The sequence below is a fragment of the Halobacillus dabanensis genome, assembly GCF_900114165.1.
GTDB lineage: Bacteria > Bacillota > Bacilli > Bacillales > Halobacillaceae > Halobacillus > Halobacillus dabanensis.
Genome location: NZ_FOSB01000005.1, coordinates 300252 through 320298 on the forward strand (window position 1 = coordinate 300252; position 20047 = coordinate 320298).

Annotated in this window: 17 protein-coding genes, 1 pseudogene and 2 riboswitches; of the genes and pseudogenes, 15 read left to right on the forward strand and 3 right to left on the reverse strand. The window is 43.9% G+C overall.

Going from position 1 to position 20047, the window contains the following annotated elements:
- Position 1: 1 nt before the first annotated feature.
- Positions 2-1669 carry a DAK2 domain-containing protein gene (locus BMZ58_RS10975; RefSeq protein WP_075036597.1) on the forward strand — a complete coding sequence of 556 codons (1668 nt, stop codon included), beginning with the start codon at positions 2-4 and terminating at the stop codon, positions 1667-1669.
- Between the two features lie 203 nt (positions 1670-1872).
- Here the strand turns inward: BMZ58_RS10975 and BMZ58_RS10980 are convergent, their stop codons facing one another.
- A complete protein-coding gene (locus tag BMZ58_RS10980) occupies positions 1873-2751 on the reverse strand; it encodes a sulfite exporter TauE/SafE family protein (RefSeq protein WP_075036598.1) in 879 nt (292 codons plus the stop codon).
- 118 nt (positions 2752-2869) lie between these two features.
- A riboswitch (SAM riboswitch) is annotated at positions 2870-2967 on the reverse strand.
- 171 nt (positions 2968-3138) lie between these two features.
- Positions 3139-3256: riboswitch (SAM riboswitch) on the forward strand.
- 79 nt (positions 3257-3335) lie between these two features.
- On the opposite strand from BMZ58_RS10980, the gene BMZ58_RS10985 reads away from it, so the two are divergent.
- The 11 genes from BMZ58_RS10985 to BMZ58_RS11035 all read left to right on the forward strand — a co-directional run bounded on the left by BMZ58_RS10985 (position 3336) and on the right by BMZ58_RS11035 (position 13474).
- Positions 3336-4058: a phosphoadenylyl-sulfate reductase gene (locus BMZ58_RS10985; RefSeq protein WP_075036599.1), complete on the forward strand. Its 723-nt coding sequence runs from the start codon at positions 3336-3338 to the stop codon at positions 4056-4058.
- A 21-nt stretch (positions 4059-4079) separates the two neighbouring features.
- Entirely contained in the window at positions 4080-5228 is a 1149-nt protein-coding gene (gene sat / locus BMZ58_RS10990) for a sulfate adenylyltransferase (protein WP_075036600.1), read from the forward strand.
- A 5-nt stretch (positions 5229-5233) separates the two neighbouring features.
- Positions 5234-5827 (forward strand): adenylyl-sulfate kinase, encoded by a 594-nt coding sequence (gene cysC / locus BMZ58_RS10995; RefSeq protein ID WP_075036601.1) that lies wholly within the window; start codon positions 5234-5236, stop codon positions 5825-5827.
- 15 nt (positions 5828-5842) lie between these two features.
- Positions 5843-6622, forward strand: a complete 780-nt coding sequence (gene cobA / locus BMZ58_RS11000) for a uroporphyrinogen-III C-methyltransferase (RefSeq protein WP_075036602.1) — start codon at positions 5843-5845, stop codon at positions 6620-6622.
- A gap of 15 nt (positions 6623-6637) precedes the next feature.
- Positions 6638-7390: a sirohydrochlorin chelatase gene (locus BMZ58_RS11005; RefSeq protein WP_075036603.1), complete on the forward strand. Its 753-nt coding sequence runs from the start codon at positions 6638-6640 to the stop codon at positions 7388-7390.
- Between the two features lie 24 nt (positions 7391-7414).
- Complete coding sequence (locus BMZ58_RS11010) at positions 7415-8029, forward strand: NAD(P)-binding protein (RefSeq protein WP_075036604.1); 615 nt, start codon at positions 7415-7417, stop codon at positions 8027-8029.
- 1 nt (position 8030) lies between these two features.
- Entirely contained in the window at positions 8031-8843 is an 813-nt protein-coding gene (locus BMZ58_RS11015; protein WP_075036605.1) for a uroporphyrinogen-III synthase, read from the forward strand.
- A 51-nt stretch (positions 8844-8894) separates the two neighbouring features.
- Positions 8895-10700 (forward strand): assimilatory sulfite reductase (NADPH) flavoprotein subunit, encoded by a 1806-nt coding sequence (locus BMZ58_RS11020; RefSeq protein ID WP_139207330.1) that lies wholly within the window; start codon positions 8895-8897, stop codon positions 10698-10700.
- Positions 10701-10721: 21 nt separating this feature from the next.
- The gene (gene cysI, locus BMZ58_RS11025; protein WP_075036606.1) at positions 10722-12434 is read left to right on the forward strand and encodes an assimilatory sulfite reductase (NADPH) hemoprotein subunit; all 1713 of its coding nucleotides are present in this window, start codon (positions 10722-10724) and stop codon (positions 12432-12434) included.
- 118 nt (positions 12435-12552) lie between these two features.
- Positions 12553-12999, forward strand: a complete 447-nt coding sequence (locus BMZ58_RS11030) for an Hsp20/alpha crystallin family protein (RefSeq protein ID WP_075036607.1) — start codon at positions 12553-12555, stop codon at positions 12997-12999.
- Between the two features lie 88 nt (positions 13000-13087).
- A complete protein-coding gene (locus tag BMZ58_RS11035; RefSeq protein WP_083412692.1) occupies positions 13088-13474 on the forward strand; it encodes a YuzC family spore coat inner layer protein in 387 nt (128 codons plus the stop codon).
- Positions 13475-13765: 291 nt separating this feature from the next.
- On the opposite strand, the gene BMZ58_RS11040 is transcribed toward BMZ58_RS11035, so the two are convergent.
- A complete protein-coding gene (locus BMZ58_RS11040; RefSeq protein ID WP_075036608.1) occupies positions 13766-15034 on the reverse strand; it encodes an NCS2 family permease in 1269 nt (422 codons plus the stop codon).
- 221 nt (positions 15035-15255) lie between these two features.
- On the opposite strand from BMZ58_RS11040, the gene sdaAB reads away from it, so the two are divergent.
- The 3 genes from sdaAB (at position 15256) to recG (ending at position 19268) form a co-directional block, all read left to right on the forward strand.
- Complete coding sequence (sdaAB, locus tag BMZ58_RS11045) at positions 15256-15918, forward strand: L-serine ammonia-lyase, iron-sulfur-dependent subunit beta (RefSeq protein ID WP_075036609.1); 663 nt, start codon at positions 15256-15258, stop codon at positions 15916-15918.
- A 423-nt stretch (positions 15919-16341) separates the two neighbouring features.
- Positions 16342-17226 carry an L-serine ammonia-lyase, iron-sulfur-dependent, subunit alpha gene (sdaAA, locus tag BMZ58_RS11050; protein WP_075036610.1) on the forward strand — a complete coding sequence of 295 codons (885 nt, stop codon included), beginning with the start codon at positions 16342-16344 and terminating at the stop codon, positions 17224-17226.
- Positions 17227-17231: 5 nt separating this feature from the next.
- Positions 17232-19268, forward strand: coding sequence for an ATP-dependent DNA helicase RecG (recG, locus tag BMZ58_RS11055; RefSeq protein ID WP_075036611.1), 2037 nt, complete (start codon positions 17232-17234; stop codon positions 19266-19268).
- Between the two features lie 557 nt (positions 19269-19825).
- On the opposite strand, the pseudogene BMZ58_RS11060 reads toward recG, so the two are convergent.
- Positions 19826-20047 (reverse strand): annotated as a pseudogene (locus tag BMZ58_RS11060) (transposase); the annotation flags it as partial.

Genomic DNA, 20047 nt, shown 5'->3' on the forward strand with positions numbered 1-20047 from the left:
CGTGACCTTACAAAAGTTAGATGGCAAAACATTAGCTGAAATGATCTTGCAAGGGGCTCATCATCTGAAGCAGAACTCCCAAATGATCGATGCCTTGAATGTTTTCCCGGTCCCAGATGGAGATACAGGAACGAACATGAATTTATCTATGACATCAGGAGCAGAAGAAGTGCAGTCAGTTGAGGAAAATCATGCGGGTGGTGTGGCAAAATCATTATCCAAAGGTTTGTTGATGGGAGCTCGTGGTAACTCAGGAGTCATCCTTTCTCAAGTTTTTCGTGGATTTGCAAAAGCCATAGAAGAAAAGGAATATCTATCCACAAAAGATTTTTCAGAGGCGCTTCAAGGCGGTGTAACAACAGCTTATAAAGCAGTTATGAAGCCTGTGGAAGGTACGATCCTTACTGTTGCTAGAGAAGCTGCCGAAGCTTCTGTCAATCTAGCAGAAGAGGAAAATGACTTCATCCCATTCATGGAGGGTGTGGTAGCTGCTGCTAAAGAATCACTGAAACGGACACCAGAGCTGCTGCCTGTATTGAAAGAAGTAGGTGTCGTCGATAGTGGAGGACAAGGCCTTGTGACGATCTATGAGGGCTTTCTTGCTAACTTGAAGGGGGAAGAGCTGCCTGATATCGAGGACACTGTATCGATGGATGATATGGTCAATGCAGAACACCATAAGTTAGCCCAGGATTTCATGAATACGGAAGACATTGAATTCGGTTACTGCACAGAGTTCATGGTTAAATTCGAAGAAGAAAAGCTTTCCGAGCATCCTTATGATGAAGAGGCATTCCGTAACGAGCTGAGTGAAATCGGTGACTCGCTGCTTGTCGTCTCTGATGACGAGCTGATCAAAGTTCACGTTCACGCGGAATATCCAGGGAAAGCGATGACGCTTGGTCAGAAGTACGGAAGTTTGATCAATATGAAGATTGAAAATATGCGGGAACAGCATACATCCCTTGTTGGGGATAAAAAGAAAGCAAAACCGAAGGCCGAGGAACAGGCAGACTACGGAATTGTAACTGTGAGTATGGGAGACGGCATAAAAAAGTTGTTTGAGAGCCTTGGAGCGAATGTAGTCATCCAGGGTGGACAAACGATGAACCCAAGTACTCAGGATCTTTCCGAAGCAATCAAAGAAGCACATGCAAAACGCGTACTCATTTTGCCGAATAACAAAAATATTGTCATGGCTGCTGAACAGGCTGCTGAAATGGCTGAAGTAGAAGTGGCAGTCATTCCTACAAAAACCATTCCCCAAGGCATGAGCGCACTTCTTGGGTTCAATCCGGAAATAGACCTTGAAGCGAATAAACAAGAAATGATCAGTCTTATGTCAGAAGTGAAGACTGGTCAGATTACCTATGCAGTCAGAGATACACAAATCGATGGCTTGAATATCGAGAAAGACCATTTCATGGGAATTGCCGATGGTAAAATTTCTGCTACAGATAAAGATGCATTGACAACGGCAAAAACGTTGTTGAATCAAATGGTAGATGAAGATGAAGACGAGATCTTAACGATTCTGACAGGTGAAGGGGTCCAGGAGGAGGAAGTCTCTGCATTGGAATCTTACATCGAAGAAACATTTGAAGATCTGGAAGTTGAAATCCATCATGGTGGACAACCCATTTATTCCTATATTTTTTCTATCGAATAGAGATAGAGACACCAAAAACGCAGCCGGAAAAGGCTGCGTTTTTTTTTGAGTTGGCTTCCGAATCAGGTCCATCTAAGATGATAGTTTGAATTAATCCACCAACCATTTTTCCCTTTGTTACAACAGATGTAGCAGGACCTTCCTCTTAGTATGGGGTATTATTGATCTCTTGGTAGAAAATATATTCCCAAATGTTTTATATCTTACCTAGAGATGGGTTTTAATGCCATGTTTTTACGTATGGATAGTACAATTGTCACGAGGTAGCCGAAAAAAAGTAATGTATAAATAAAATATATAGCGTTTTCTGCCAATGGGATGGTGTTCAATAATGTCCTGACATTTGTCAGGATGATAAATCCTCCCGCTAGCACTCCAAGGACAAGTGGCGGCATCACCCGCACAAGCCAGGCAGCAATCGGAGCCGCGACAACCCCTCCTATGACAAAAGCGAAGACTAGTAGCCAGCTGAATTGTTCCCATCCTAAGAACACTAAAAATCCAAGCGTTGCAGAGATCGTAACAATAAACTCACTTGTATCAACTGTACCAATTACTTTCCGTGGATCTAAACCTTCACGGGATAGAAGTACTGGTGTATTGACCGGCCCCCAGCCGCCCCCTCCAATGGCATCTAAAAATCCTCCTGCAAAACCGAGCGGGTAGATGAACCGTTTCTTAAACGACTTTTTCTTTTTTAAATCATTCGCTCCACGATTTAAATAAAGAAATCGAATAACAATGTAAACCCCTAAGCACAACAAAAAGAGTGATATGTATGGCCTGATTATTTCACCAGGGATACGGCTTAGCAACGCAGCACCTATAAAAGCACTAATGGCACCAGGGACTGCTAAAGTCAAGACTAGTCTTTTATCTACATTGCCAAATTTATAGTGAGAAAATCCTGAAGCTGCGGTGGTTGCAACTTGGGACAAATGAATGGACGCGGACGCTATAGCTGGGGCAAGGCCATAGGCAAGCAATATGGAAGAGGAACTAAGGCCGAATCCCATACCTAAAGCACCATCCATCAGTTGAGCAAAAAATCCTACGAAAGAGAACAAAATTAATTTCTGCATGATCGACACCTCTCGTTTTGTAATTAAACACATCAGTTTACTTGGTTTTATGCATGAAGAGGTTGTTTGATACCAAACGAAATCCCCCTTCAATCGAGAAGAGGGATGTGTAAGCCTCTCCTTATCTTTCAGACGATCGTCTGCTGGAATGAGCACCTTGCATGAGGTTGCTGCGGGATCGTCAGACCAGTTTCCTCCCCCGACTCTTCATAAGGATTCAATTTTTTGCTTGAATAATACATTCAAAACTATCTGACAATTATTCTTTTGTCAATACTTAGAAAAAAATAAAAATCAAAAAAAGTAATTTTTTCAAAAGGGATTGACATATCCTTGAAAGAAGCATAAGATTTATACCAATCCTTTATCAGAAAATTTTATAAGCTTTTCTTATCTAGAGAGGTGGAGGGACTGGCCCTTTGAAGCCTCGGCAACGGGTTTTACCAAGAAATGGTGAGATACTGTGCCAATTCCAGCAAGTGTAGGGCGCTTGAAAAGATAAGGAGAATGGACTCACATTGATGTAGTTAACCTTTCTTCTTATTCCAGAAGAGAGGTTTTTTATTTTACGAAAGGAGGAGAAAATGAATAAAGAGAAAGTAACTTACCATCATTTTTCAACCGACCCTTTAGAGGGCATCAATACTGACGATAGCACGAAAGGTGCAAAAGAAGTACTTCGTTGGGCGTACGATCATTATGGTTCTGATATTGTGTATGCGTGCAGCTTCGGAGCGGAAGGCGTCGTCCTGGTTGACCTTATAGCTAAAACCAAACCGGATGCTGAAGTTGTTTTTCTTGATACAGGTCTTCATTTCCAGGAAACTTATCAACTGATCGAAAAAGTAAAGCAAAGGTATCCCAGGTTGCAAATTAAAATGAAAAAACCGTCCCTTACGGTAGAAGAACAAGGAGAAAAGCATGGATCGGCATTGTGGAAACGTGATCCGGACCAATGCTGTTACATCAGGAAAATCAAACCCTTGGAGGAAGTGTTATCAGGAGTAGGCGCATGGGTTTCAGGCTTGCGGAGAGAGCAGTCTCCAAGTAGGAGTAAAACAAATTATATCAATAAGGATGAACGGTTCAAGTCGATCAAAGTATGCCCCTTGATTCACTGGACATGGGATGACGTATGGCAATATATCCGACTAAATAGCTTGGAATACAATGAATTGCACGACCAGAACTATCCGAGTGTCGGTTGTATCCCGTGTACAACTCAAAGTACTGGGGAAGGCCGTTCAGGAAGATGGACTGGTTTCAATAAAACGGAATGTGGTCTGCACACATCCGGTAATGACTAGCAGTAAAAAGGAGGAAACAATATGTCAATCATTAGTCCGCACGGTGGAAGGTTAGTTAACAGGTGGAGAGATCAAATACCAGAAGAGTTGCCTGAAAAACGGATCGAATTGGATGCTATGGCATTGAGTGATATCGAATTAATTGCCAATGGTGCCTACAGCCCTTTAACAGGATTCTTAGATGAATCGGATTATCATTCCGTTGTTGAAAATATGAGACTAGCAGATGGGACTCCATGGAGTATACCTATCACACTACCAGTGACTAAGGAGCAGGCGGAAGTACTAGATGATCAGGCACAACTTGTGAAAGATGGGACGGTTTACGGTGTCATCACCATTTCCAATATTTTTAAACCTGACAAAAAACGGGAAGCGGAAAAAGTTTATCTGACAACAGATGCTGCCCACCCCGGCGTGAAAAAATTATTGGAACGCCCCGACTATTATGTTGCAGGTGAAATCGAAGTTTTCGAAAGATCTGAGCGTGAACATGGAGAACAGTTTTATTTAGACCCTGTTGATTCAAGAAAACTTTTCCAACAATTAGGCTGGAAAAAGGTCGTCGGTTTCCAAACGAGAAACCCTGTCCATAGAGCGCATGAATATATTCAAAAAGCAGCTCTCGAAACGGTGGATGGACTCTTCCTGAACCCACTTGTTGGGGAGACGAAAAGCGATGATATCCCGAGTGATGTCCGTATGGAGAGTTATCAGGTTTTGCTTGACCATTACTACCCGAAAGACCGTGTCACTCTTGCAGTCTTCAATGCTGCTATGCGATATGCGGGTCCAAGGGAAGCCATCTTCCATGCGCTCGTCAGAAAAAACTTCGGTTGTTCCCATTTTATCGTCGGACGTGATCATGCAGGGGTAGGCGACTATTACGGAACTTATGATGCGCAAAAGATTTTCAGTGAATTTGAAGAAGAAGAGCTGGAAATTACGCCGCTATTCTTTGAACACAGCTTTTACTGCAAGGCCTGTGAAGCGATGGCTTCTCATAAAACGTGTCCACACGGGAAAGAAGACCATGTCATTCTATCAGGCACAAAAGTGCGCGAACTTTTACGGAACGGTGAAAAGCCGCCGAAAACGTTCAGTCGTCCTGAAGTGGTAGAGATTTTAATTAAAGGTCTTCAAGAAAAGCCGGAAACAGTAAAGGGGTGACGACAGTGGAAAAAAATATTACATGGCATGAGACCTCTGTAACCCAACAAGCTTACAGAGAGAATAATGGTCATCACAGTGGAGTTATTTGGTTTACAGGGTTGTCAGGTTCCGGAAAATCGAGCATTGCAAATGAGTTGAATCACCTCTTGCATGAACGAGGCATCCACACATACTTACTCGATGGCGATAATATCCGCCACGGACTTAATGCAGACTTAGGCTTTTCAGAAGAAGAACGAAAAGAGAATATTCGCCGGATCGGTGAAGTTTCTAAGTTGTTTGCCGATAGTGGAACAATCGTTCTGACGGCTTTCATTTCACCTTTTCAGGAGGATCGCGACCGTGTTCGTGCCTCTTTGCCGGAGGGAGACTTTTTAGAAGTTTACGTCGATTGTCCGATTCTCGAGTGTGAATCCCGCGATCCTAAAGGATTGTATAAAAAAGCGAGACAGGGGCAAATCAAAGGATTCACTGGAATCGATTCCCCTTATGAAGCTCCCAAACATCCTGATGTGATATTAGAATCACACCAAATGGACATAAAGAGCTGTGCTGAAAAACTCTTAATTCTGCTTGAAGACAAAGGATGGATCTAAACAAGGGGGAAGAGGATGTCTAAAGTTTATATTGTAGGTGCGGGCCCAGGGGATTATGACTTGATCACAATAAAAGGGTTAAAAGCGATTCAACAGGCCGATGTCATATTGTACGACAGGCTCATTAATCAAGATTTGTTGGAGGAAGCAGGAGAACATACAGAAATGATTTTTTGTGGCAAGCGGCCGGATCACCATGCCTTGACCCAAACCACCATCAATCATTTGCTGTGCAAATATGCCCTTCAGGGAAAAACGGTCACCCGTTTGAAAGGTGGAGATCCTTTCGTATTTGGACGCGGAGGAGAAGAAGCCGAAGAATTGGCAAGAAGGAACATTCCTTTTGAAATTGTTCCGGGTATATCTTCAGGAATAGCAGCGCCTGCTTATGCAGGAATCCCTGTAACGCACCGCGAGTATAGTTCTTCTGTTGCGTTTATTTCAGGAGTAAGCAAGCTCGATGTGGATGAGGAAGCATATTGGGAACATGTCGTGAAAAGTATGGACACTCTTTGTATCTATATGGGCGTAAAAAAACTTCCGGACATTTGTGATCGTCTCTTGAAATATGGTCGTAAGGCAGAAACTCCGATCGCCCTCGTCCAATGGGGGACAACAGACCAACAAAAGACGGTCTCAGGAACACTGACGGATATTGTCGAAAAGGCACGCGACGTAAAAAATCCTTCCATGATAATCGTAGGGGAGGTTGTGAAACTCAGGGAAAAACTGCAGTGGTTTGAACCTTTATCACAGGAAGAAGCCCGGTCTGTCATTGAATCTGTTGTAGGTTAAAAAGGAGTCAGATATATGGAAGCAGTACTATATGTAAGTCACGGGAGCAGAAAAGAAGAAGCGACAGAGGAGGCCCGGCAATTTCTTCTGACCGTTCAAAATGAAATAGATGTCCCTCTATATGAAATCTGCTTTCTAGAGCTTGCCGAACCGGATGTTCTACAAGGGATCGAACGGTTGGTAGAAAAGGGGGCGGGCAAAATCGCCGTCCTCCCAGTTTTATTATTGAGTGCCGGTCATTATTTTGAGGATATCCCGGAAGAAATTGACAAAGCCAAGGGGCGTTATCCGCAAATCGAATTTTCTTACGGCGAGCCCCTCGGAGTCCAGGACAGAATCGTTGATGTCTTAGTGGACCGTATCCACCAACTGGACACCACGGTCGGTACAGATACAAACCTACTGCTCGTCGGTAGAGGCAGCCGTCATCCAGACACCAAACCTTCCATTGAGAAAATTGCAAGTTTGCTGGCGGAGAAGACAGGGGTCCCTCGTGTGGATACCTGTTACCTTGCAGCCATATCACCTCGGTTCGAAGAGGGGTTGCAGGCATCTTTGAACAAAAAAGGGAAAACCATCGTCCTTCCTTATTTATGGTTCACTGGTATCCTGATCCAATCGATGGAGCAGAAAATTAAAGCAGCACAAGAAGAGAATCATGACGTACAGTTAGCGGCCTATCTCAATGATCATCCAAACATGATCCGTGCAACAGTAGACCGGGTCAACGAAGCTTTGGAAAAATTCAAGGAGCATAGTGCTTCCTAAGAGGAGTGACCGTATGGGAAAGAAATGACACCGATGATGGTAGACGTGAGAGAACGAAAGGCCATGATTATCGGTGGCGGAAGGGTCGCGTTTAAAAGAGCGAAATTGCTTAAGGACCATGGCGCATATGTAACGATCATCAGTCCTCATATCATAGAGGAACTGGATCAATTACTTCGTTGTTTTCAAATCACATGGAAAAATAAAAAATTTGAACCCGCCGATTTGAGTGGTGCGTTTATTGTGGTCGTTGCCACGAATGATCATAAGGAAAATGAAAGAATCGCTGCAGCTGCGAGTGAGGTCCCTCTTCTTAATCGAGCTGATGGCGGGGATGGCGGAAACCTTCATTTCCCAGGGATTGTTTCTCGAGGGAAGCTGACGATGGCTATATCGACAGGCGGCGCCAGTCCGATGCTTGCTTCCCGTATAAAGAAACGGTTGGAAAAAGAGTTTCCGTCAGACTATGAAAATTATGTAGCCTTTTTATTTGAATGCCGTCAGCTGCTTAAACAATCTGGTTTATCAAAAGAAGTGCAGCATGATTTTCTTGAAAGAATGCTGGAAGAATCTTATCAAGACCCAACTTTCCAACAGAAGCTGTTAATGGAAATACATAAGGCAAGAGAGGAGAAGTAATTTGACAGGACTAAAAAATAAACGAATCGGGATTGCAGCGGATCGTAGTGGAGATTCCATTGCACGACTTGTTGCTAATATGGGGGGAGAATCTACTGTACTTCCTATACAAGGAAAACAAATATTGAACGAGGATACTTGTGAACAAAACTTGACTGATTTTTTAAATGAAGATTTTGACTGGGTCATTTTAACTACAGGAATCGGGGGGAGGACATTAGGAGAATCCGCCCAATACCATGGTTTAAATGGAGCATTCATAGAAAAATTGGGAAAGGAAAACCTTGCTGTCCGGGGATCAAAGACGGTGAATTGGTTAAAGGAAAATAATTTGTCTCCACATATAATCTCAGAGGATGGAACGATGAAAGACTTGATTGAGCGTCTATCCTATCAGGAAAGGAAGGGCAGGGTCTTCCTTCAAGCTTACAATCAGGATGATGTCCTACTTAAACATTCCCTTGAGGATATCGGCTATTCCGTTTATTTATCGAAACCTTATTCGTTTGAAGCTCCTGTGCCGAACTTGCTGGATGAGTTAACAAGTGAAATTATATCGAGTCAAATCGATGCGGCCATTTTCACAAGTAAAACACAAGTGAGAAACCTGTTTGCCGCTGAAGTGGATCAAAAAGATTTAATTGAAGCATTTAATAGGGATGTCTTAGCTGTAGCCGTAGGGAAAGTAACAGCGAAAGAACTGGAAGACAAGGGAATTGCAAATGTTCTCCAGCCTGAAAAACCGAAAATGGGGGCGATGGTCGTTGAGCTTGACCGCTATTTTCGAGATCATGCCCCTGCTGGGAGCAACTAAGCGTTAGAAATAAGTATGGTAGGAAAAAATTTTTCTATGGAGGTGGATGGATTGCAATTACAGGTGATGAATAGTCCGTTCAATCAAGACCAGGTGGACCTTTTGAATAAACTGCTTGGTTCTTTGAATGAAAACCAAAAAATTTGGTTGAGCGGATACTTGGCTGCTGCACAAACATCGGAGCTTCCCGCCAATGAGGACACCCCTCAAACGGGTGTAGCAGAACAGGTTTCCACTCGAAGTGTCACCCTTTTATACGGATCTCATACAGGAAATTGCCAATCGTTAGCGGAAGGATATACGGAACAATTGAAAAAGCAGGGCTTTACTGTCCAGCTTTCAGCGATGGATGATTTTAAACCGAAAGCATTGAAGAATGTAGAAGACTTATTGGTTTTGACGAGTACACATGGGGACGGGGATCCACCAGACAACGCCCTTTCTTTTTATGATTTCTTACACAGCAAACGAGCTCCTGAATTAAAGGGAGTACGATTCTCGGTCCTCGCTTTAGGAGATAGCTCTTATGAATTCTTCTGTCAGACTGGAAAAGAAATCGATGAAAAACTAGAGGAACTCGGGGCAGAACGCATTCAACCCCGGGTAGATTGTGACTTGGATTTCGAAGAACCAGCAGAAGAGTGGTGGGCAGGTGTTTGGCAGCAGTTAGGAAGTACCGCGAAGGCGGAAGACTCCAAAGCTGATTTTGCTCCTTTAAGTATCACAGACCGCCCTGTCTATTCCAAATCCCACCCATTTCAAGCGGAAGTATTGGAAAATATCAATCTTAATGGACGTGGTTCAAACAAGGAGACGCGTCACCTGGAACTTGATCTCGAAGGCTCTCAATTAAATTATGAGCCTGGCGATAGTTTAGGGATATATCCTCAAAATGAAGAGGAGTTAGTCGATGCACTCATCGAAGAAATGGAATGGGACCCTGAACTGTCCGTTGCTGTAAATAAACAGGGGGAAGTGAGAGCGTTGAGAGAAGCACTCCTTTCTCATTTTGAAATCACTGTTCTCACTAAGCCTTTACTGGAAAAGTTGGTACCGTGGACGTCGAATCAGGGATTAGCCGATCTTTTGGAATCAAGAGAAAGCGTGAATGAGTACATTCATGGCAGGGATTTACTGGATTTGGTCAGGGATTTCGGACCATGGAATGCTGACGAAAAACAGTTTTTAAGTGTACTGCGGAAAATCCCTGTTCGTTTATATTCCATTGCAAGCAGTCTGAAGGCAAACCCTGATGAGGTCCATTTGACTATTGGCGCACTACGATATGATGCGCATGGGCGCAAAAGAACAGGCGTCTGTTCCGGGCAATGTGCAGAGCGAACGGATACCGGTGACCATCTGTCTGTCTTTGTACAAAAAAACCAAAACTTCAAATTACCGGAAAACCATGAGACTCCGATTATCATGATCGGTGCTGGTACGGGGGTCGCCCCTTATCGAGCTTTTCTTGAAGAAAGAGAAGAAGTGGAAGCTTCCGGAAAGTCGTGGTTGTTCTTTGGAGAACAGCACTTTGTTACAGATTTCCTTTATCAGGTAGAGTGGCAAAAGTGGTTGAAAGAAGGCGTCCTTTCAAGAATGGATGTCGCCTTTTCGCGAGATACATCGGAAAAGGTGTATGTGCAGCATCGCATGCTTGAAAGAAGTCGGGAACTGTACGAATGGATGGAAGAAGGTGCGCACATCTATGTGTGTGGAGATGAAAAATTCATGGCGAAAGACGTTCAAGATACTCTGCTTGAAATTTTGAAAAAGGAAGGCGGACTTTCCGCTGAAGAAGCAGATGACTATCTAGCAGATCTTCGTCAGACCAAACGTTATCAACGAGACGTATATTGATAGAAGAAAGGAGTTATTTGAATGTCTGAGAATAAAACGGTTCAGCCGCCACAAGGTCCGCCTGATGAGATGGAACGAATTAAACAAGAAAGCCGCTTTCTGAGAGGTACATTAGTGGAAAGCTTCCAGGATCCCATCAGCGCAAGCATCCCGGAAGAAGATACAAAACTATTAAAATTCCACGGCAGCTATATGCAGGATGACAGAGATTTAAGGAATGAAAGAAAGCGGCAAAAATTAGAACCTGCTTATCAGTTTATGATCCGTGTCCGCTTACCAGGGGGTGTCGCAACACCCGACCAATGGCTTACAATGGATGAACTGGCCGATCAGTACGGAAACGGGACACTGAAGCTGACGACGAGACAGACCTTTCAAATGCATGGGATTTTGAAATGGAACATGAAAAATAGTATACAGGCCATGAATGCAGCTCTGATGGATACAATCGCAGCCTGTGGCGATGTAAATCGAAATGTCATGTGCAACTCTAATCCGAATCAGTCAGAACTCCATGCAGAGGTATACGATTGGGCTAAAAGAGTGAGCGATCATTTGCTGCCGAAAACGAAAGCGTATCACGAAATTTGGTTGGACGAAGAAAAGGTCATTGATGGCAAAGAAGCTGAGCCGATTTATGGTCCGCTTTATTTGCCGAGAAAATTCAAAATAGGGGTGGCTGTTCCGCCATCCAATGACGTAGATGTCTTTTCCCAGGACTTAGGCTTCATAGCCATTGTGGAAGGTGGAGAATTGTTAGGGTTTAACGTGGCAGTTGGCGGAGGAATGGGGATGACCCATGGAGATACGAATACTTACCCTCAGCTCGCACGTGTCATCGGTTTTTGTACACCGGATCAAGTCGTGGATGTCGCTGAAAAAATACTCACCATCCAGCGCGACTATGGAAACTGTTCCAACAGGAAAAACGCCCGTTTTAAATATACCATCGATCGCCTTGGAGTAGATTGGATTCTTGAGGAGCTCAATTCCCGTCTAGGATGGGAACTGGAAGAATCGCGCCCTTATCATTTTGAAAATAATGGGGATCGTTATGGCTGGGTAAAAGGAGAAGATGGACATTGGCACCATACCTTTTTTATCCAGAATGGACGTATCAAAGATTCAGAAGGTTACCGGTTAAAAGAAGGGTTACGTAAAATTGCAGAGAGTCAAATCGGTGAATTCCGACTGACACCAAACCAAAATGTCACGCTTTCAAAAGTGGCGGAAGAAGATAAGCCGGAAATAGATGCTCTCATCAAAGAATACGCACTGACAGGTGGCGAGCATAACTCGGCTCTAAGGAGAAACTCTATGGCATGCGTAGCTATGCCGACGTGTGGTTTGGCAATGGCAGAATCGGAAAGGTACCTGCCATCTTTAATAGATAAACTGGAAGAAATACTAGATGAAGCTGGTTTGTCTGATGAGGAAATCATTATCCGTATGTCTGGTTGTCCGAATGGGTGCTCACGCCCAGCTCTTGGTGAGATTGGGTTTATCGGAAAAGCGCCCGGAAAATATAACATGTATTTAGGGGCCGGATTTGCCGGTGATCGACTAAACAAATTGTTTAGAGAAAATATCGGGGAAGAAGAGATAATTAATGAATTGAAGCCGATATTCTTCCATTATGCAAAGGATCGTAAGGAACAGGAAAAATTCGGAGATTTTGTTATCCGCGCAGGTTATATTGAAGCGGTAGAATCCGGATTGGATTTTCATCAATAAGAAAAGAAGTATGCTGATCGGCTAATTGGCTATTGTCTGTTTTTTTATGAAGAGTGTCACCTCTTTGAAGTAGAGACATATGGTGTAATGGAGACTCTATGCGAAGAGGTGTAACTAAATGAATGAAAAACATGACCAATTGCCTGATTTGTTCGATCAGCGCTTTAAGGATATGGTGAGAGCTGTCGATTCCTTTTTTGATGAATCAATCAAACATGTAAGTCAGTTTTTTCAACAGGCTACCATTCCAGTTGAAGTCTTTGAAACGGATCAAGATGTAACGGTAGAAGCATATTTGCCAAATATCCGGAAAGACCAAATTCGCATTGATCGTGCAGGGAACCAATTAAGAATCCGTGTTGAAGACAGTTATATGAAGGAAGTGAAGGATGAAGACGTTTCTTATTATAATCGTTCGGAGTCCTTTAGTCAGCGGGAGCGGATCATATCTATACCGTTCGGAGTTGCAGATACAGCGAGCAGTGCTTCCTTTAAAGGAGATATTCTGAGAATCGTTTTCCCTAAGAGTGATTCAACTATTAAAGTAATAGATGTAGATCAATAACAATGAGAGAGGAGGTTCTGATAAAACCTTCTCTTTTTCATTTCTATACATATATTAAAAGAAGAACTGTGACCGGGGAGGGGTTCCATTGCATGTTGTCTGGGTGCCTTGTTATGTGCCTGTTTTTTATCCGTCACCCTACAGGATTAATCACTGTGTCCATCCGTACCAGCGCTTATATCCTGAAGTGAATGAAGGAGTGTTTGTCCAATCTGCATCATCCATGATGGGAGTGATGGAAGATGCCCGGACAGTGGTCGAACAGATTAGTAACTCCAAAGATTTTGCAAATGAGGTGATGGGAGCTGCACAGGAATCTGATCAATCGAAAGTAGACACGTTGATAAGAAGTACAGGGGTAACCTCTTCATTTCAAGCCGAATACAATCCTGACCGATTGAAGTTAAATATGTCTTCATCTGCCGGAGAGGTGGAGTGCTGCAAATTGACCGTCATTTTACGATGGAGACTGTAAGAAAATCCCGACCACATAGTGGCCGGGATTTTTAACCGTCATCCATTTCATGGAAAAATACTTAAGATCAGTTGCAGAGGTCATCCTTCTTATACATAAGTCGGGAGCTCCATGATTATACGTGTCGCGGTACTTCCCGTCTTAAGCATGTGAATCAAAGCACGTCCATTATCTTAACAATCCAGCTTTATAACCTGGCTTTTGATGTAAGCCATTCAAAAATCAGCGAAGGTCGCTGCTGTCCATTTTGACAAATGATTGAGAAGACTAAGGGCATCGTGCTGTATCTGCTTAATGACCAAGCGAGCGCATGATAAATTCAATGAGAAAGACCATGGCAATGAGTACGACTGGCGTTGATAGTTCTCTTTGTTTCCCGATTGCGAATTTGACAATCGGATAGGCAATAAAACCGAATGCCATTCCGTCAGCGATGGAATAGGTGAACGGAATCATAACGATGATCAAGAATGCCGGCATTGCTTCTGATAATTGATCAAGCGGAATTTCTTTAATGTTTTGTACCATTAAAGCCCCCACGATAATCAAAATCGGGGCAATAGCAGTCGAAGGGACCATCGAAATCCAGGGAATTAAAAAGATGGTTCCAATGAAAAGGATCGCCATTGTCAGGGCAGCTCGTCCGGATTTTCCTCCAGATGCAATGACTGCAGCACTTTCAGCGGAAGATACCGTCGGCGATGTGCCGAGGAATCCGGTAGATAATGCTGAAAAGGCTGAGGCTTGATAGGAACGTTTGAATTTGCTTTGTTGATCAAGCATATTTAACTGCCCGTGGATGAGTCCCATATTCTCAAAAATAAGGACAATCGCAAGTGGAAATACAGCCATCCAGAATCCGAATTCTAAAATACTACTGAAATCCGGCATAAATACCCAGGATTGTTCACTGATAGCAAGGGCTTCCCCACGTTCCCCTAAAACTCCCGTAAAATGAGCGATGATTGTACCAGCAATCATCGTCACTAAAAAGTTTCCGGGTACATTTTTCGTAAAAAGAAAAATGCCGATGAACAATGTGAGGATACTTGTAATGACAATCGCAGAAGATGGGTTGCCCAGTGTAATCAAGGAGTGTTCCCCTCGAACTACAAGGCCGCCTTTTTCTAAACCGATTAAAGTCAAGAAGAGACCCAGACCCACAGTGATTGCATGCTTCAAGGAAGCAGGGATGGCGTGTTTCAGCCAATCTCCCAGCTTCGTGAACGCTGTAATCAAGAACAGCAGGGAGGCGACTAGCACAACAGCTAACCCTTCCTGAAAATTCAACCCAGTGCTTCCTACGATTGAATAAGCAAACAGAGCATTGACACCCATTCCTGGAATGAGAACCATAGGCGCATTGGCGTATATGGCCATGATCAAACAGCCGAGTGCGCTGGCAAGAATAGTGGCAATCATCCCGCTTTCAAGCGGTAGACCAGCACTTTCAAGAATTTGACTATTGACGGCAACGATATAAACCGTTGTAAAGTACCCGATCAATCCAGCCAAGCCTTCTTTCTTCCAGCTCACGTGTTTGTTTTGCTGATTGAGCATTTCAATCTCCTCTATGAAATTATCCCTCTCCCGCCCGGTTACCGAGTAACCCACAAACGTTTATTTTACTCCCTATTTATGAAACTATCAAGCTGGTTTGTTTATTTTTTGTAAAATAGGAGGTGCAGAACAACAGTTTGTGTTAAGATAATAGAGGATTATTAAATGATAGAAAGCGTTTTCTTTCTTATTATATAGAGATTAAAGGGAAGGTGATCTTAATGAAATATCGTTCTGTATTCGATATCATCGGTCCAGTCATGATCGGACCTTCAAGTTCACATACAGCAGGGGCGGCAAGAATCGGTCGTGCAGCCCGCCATCTGTTCGGAAGAGAACCGAAGTATGCTCATATCCACTTGTATGGATCTTTCGCGAAAACCTACAAAGGCCACGGGACCGATGTGGCAATCATCGGAGGGTTAATGGATTACGATACGTATGATGAAAGAATCAGTCAATCTCTTGTGACAGCGAGGAAAAATGGAATGAAAATCCGTTTTCATGAAGAAGACGCACATACGGATCACCCGAATACCGCAAGAGTGAAAATCGGTGACGATGATGGGGAACTTGAACTTGTAGGAATCTCCATTGGTGGAGGAAAGGCTGAAATTACCGAACTGAACGGATTTGAACTCCGACTATCCGGAAGCCACCCGGCTATTCTCCTTATACACAATGATAGGTATGGGGCGATTGCTTCAGCTACAGCTATATTAGCGAAGAATGAGATAAATATTGGTCGCATGGAAGTATCAAGGAAGGCACAAGGGGAGCAAGCGTTAATGGTCATTGAGGTGGACCAGAACATTGATGATTCCATCCTTGATGAATTAGAACGTGCCGACCATATCACCCAAGTAGCAAAAATATCCGACTGAATAAAATTCCGAGAAGTTAATGGGATTAAGGGGTGGTGGGGGATGAATCGCTTTCCACGGGGAAGACGGCAAGCCTCCACGGGCTAAAGCCCTGTGGGGTCTCGCCTGTCTATCCTTTCCCTTAGGAGTCTCCCCCTCCCCCACCACCCCTTACTATAAAATGTAGATCGAATTTAAAACATTCGCTACTTTAAAATAGGAACATGGGAAAATGCTGCCATTCTATGTCCTGGAGCTAAACCCATGCATAGTACTAAGGTACGTGCGGTGGTCGTTTTCCGTATGTCAGAAGTTGTATACATGGTGTGGAGTAGAGGGGGGCCAGACACACCCCTCCTTCCAAGTTGATATATTCTTCGATTACAATAACTCTGAAAATGGGAGTATTTCTAATCAGACAAATAGAAAGAAAGGGGCGAGCACATGTTTCGAAATGTTGCTGAACTCGTAGAACTGGCAGAAAGTGAAAATATACAAATTTCAGAAGTGATGATCCGTCAAGAGATGGAAGTGAAACAGCTGACGAGAGAGCAAGTCGTCGGCCAAATGGAAAGAAATCTCGACGTCATGGAAAAAGCGATTGAAGATGGCCTCAAAGGTGTCAAATCCCATAGTGGATTGACAGGAGGAGACGCTGTCCTCATCCAAAACTATATGAAAAATCAAACACCATTATCTGGCAATCTCCTAATGGACGCTGTTAGTAAAGCGGTAGCCACGAATGAAGTGAATGCTGCTATGGGCACGATTTGTGCAACACCGACAGCAGGCAGTGCAGGTTGTGTACCTGGAACACTTTTTGCTGTAAAAAATCAGTTGAATCCAACCCGCGAACAAATGGTCCGGTACCTGTTTACGTCCGGAGCATTCGGATTTGTTGTTGCTAATAATGCATCCATCTCCGGCGCGGCAGGAGGCTGTCAGGCTGAGGTCGGTTCAGCAGCCGGAATGGCGTCTGCAGCTATTGTTGAAATGGCCGGGGGAACACCTGCACAATCGGCAGAAGCGATGGCGATTACATTGAAAAATATGCTCGGACTCATCTGCGATCCTGTAGCTGGATTAGTAGAAGTTCCTTGTGTGAAAAGGAATGCAATGGGGGCTTCTAATGCTGTTGTTGCGGCAGATATGGCTTTAGCTGGTGTGACAAGCAGGATTCCTTGTGATGAAGTCATCGATGCTATGTACAAAGTGGGACAGCGCATGCCATCTGCTTTTAGAGAAACTGCACAGGGAGGACTTGCAGCCACGCCTACCGGTAGAGAGTTAGAGGCAAAAGTGTACGGAATTTCGTTGAAGAAAGAGTGAATGATGTGTTAGAACGACCGATCAGTGAAGTCAAAGGAGTAGGAGAAAAACTAGAGGCCAACCTGAATGAATTGGGCCTATTTACGATAGAAGATTTACTGTTTTATTTCCCTCATCGCTATGATTCCTATGAAGTTAAACCATTAACAGAATTGACGCATAATGAAAAAGCCACGATCGAAGGGGAAATCATATCCGAACCTGCCCTCAGCTTTTATGGCAGGAAAAAATCGCGATTGACTTTTACCCTGCAGGTGGATCAATTCGCTGTTAAAGCGGTTATGTTCAATCGTGCGTTTGCGAAAAAACAATTGCAACAAGGGGATACAGTGACAGTTACGGGGAAATGGGATCAACAACGTTTGCAAGTTACCGTCAGCCAGTTTAAAAAAGGAGAGTCTAAAAGTCAGGAGCCGGTTCAGCCTGTCTATACGCTGAAAGAGGGGGTCAACCTCCATACACTCCGAAAAGTAATTAAGACCGCTCTGGATGAGTATGGTGATTCAGTCCCGGAACTTCTTCCGGAACACCTGGCTCTAACTTATAAACTGCCAGGAAGAACAGATGCGCTTCAACAAATGCACTATCCTGAAACGAGGATTACGCTGAAGCATGCGAAACGTCGTTTCATCTATGAAGAATTCCTTGTTTTCCAATTGAAGATGCAATTGTTACGCAAGCATCACCGTGAGTCAACGACAGGTATCAGACAAGAGTATGACAACCATCACCTTACTTCTTTTGTACAATCGCTTCCTTTTGAACTGACGTCTGCCCAGAAAAGGTCCCTTGCAGAAATATTGAATGACATGAAAGCTCCGCACCGGATGAACCGTCTTTTACAAGGGGATGTTGGATCAGGGAAAACAGCAGTAGCAGCCATTGCTTTATATGCCTCCATTACAGCAGGGCACCAGGGTGCTTTGATGGTCCCTACGGAAATTTTAGCCGAGCAGCATTACCAATCTTTACAAGAAATGTTTGAGGGACGTGCGACGGTTGCATTACTGACGGGGTCGATAAAAGGGAAGCGTCGTAAGGAGATATTGGAGGCTGTTGAAAACAAAGAAATCGACATTCTTGTCGGAACCCACGCGCTTATTCAGGATGAAGTTTCCTTTCAAAAGCTTGGGTTTGTCATTGTGGATGAACAGCATCGGTTTGGAGTGCAGCAAAGACGCGCATTACGAGATAAAGGATTGTCACCAGATGTTCTATTCATGACCGCCACTCCTATTCCGCGGACCCTTGCGATTACAGCCTTCGGTGATATGGATGTCAGTGTGATTGATGAAATGCCGGCAGGACGGAAACCTGTGGACACGTATTGGGTAAAAGGGGAAATGACGAACAGGGTGTTAAGTTTTATCCAGAAAGAAATCGACAAAGGACATCAAGCCTATGTGATATGCCCGTTGATTGAGGAATCCGATCAGCTCGATATTCAAAATGCTATCGATCTCTATGATCAACTCTCTACTGTGTTTGAACCAAACGTATCTGTTGGCTTAATGCATGGACGCTTGCATAATGAAGAGAAAGAAGATGTGATGCAACAATTCGCTAACAATGATTTAAGCATCCTCGTCTCGACAACTGTGGTGGAAGTCGGTGTGAACGTTCCGAATGCAACTGTTATGGTCATTTACGATGCACAAAGATTTGGATTATCACAGCTTCATCAACTCAGAGGTCGAGTAGGCCGTGGTGCAGACCAGAGTTACTGTATTTTACTGGGAGACCCTAAAGGTGATGTGGGTAAAGAGCGGATGAGGATAATGACGGAAACGAATGATGGGTTTGAATTATCTGAACAGGACCTCAAGCTTCGCGGCCCTGGTGATTTCTTTGGTAAAAAGCAAAGTGGACTGCCAGAGTTCAAAGTAGGCGATATGGTCCATGATTACCGAGCGTTAGAAACGGCAAGAAAAGATGCGACTGAAATGATCATGGATAATACCCTCGAGGATGATGAGCGTTACCACGCATTGAAAGAACATGTGTATAGTGACGAAAATCTTCTTGGCAACGTCCTCGATTAACAACAAAGGCACTCTGCAACCACCGCAGAGTGCCTTTTGTTTTTTATGCCTTTCAATTATATGGCAGTTATCTGAAGACTCGATTCTGAGATGTTTGTGGGAGTTAAGGTCGTGGGGAAGGACACGTCTAGCTCCATCGCCCAGACACTCGCCTCATAAGCAGAACATCAAAGGAATGGAAATCCCCTTAACAGGATGGAGCGTATGCAACCATCCCCTTCCTATGGGAATATAACGCTCTATAGCAAGGTTACCAATATGGGAGCATCTTATGATCATCAGCATGCTCCCATTATTTTCGCTTTTTCTTGAGTCGGTTTCGAGCATCGATTTTGGCAAGGTGCAGAGGGGAATGGGGAGACTCCTGCGGGACAAGAGTGCTGGGTGAGACCCCGCAAGGCTTTAGCCTGAGGAGGCTCACCGCGCTCCCGCGGAAAGCGAGTCATTCCGAGACCACTGAAAAAGTACGGTATTTTTTGTGAGAATACGGCTCAGCCCATAAAAAAACTCCCAAGGTCCATAAAAATGGATCTTGGGAGAGGCTGGTGGCCTCAGGTAGAGGATATTATCTTCGCTATCCTCTTCAAGTTAACCGCTATTGCCGTTAACTTGGTTTGTGAAGACACACTTCTTAGACCATACCCTTCGGCACGATCTAAACCATGGAAATTCTTCATTTCCCCATTCTTTCGTTCTTGTGCTGCACGTTCTTTGTATATCTCTTTAAATTCTTTGGTTTCCTGGCGTTGTTTATGTTCATAATATACAGGCGCATTTAG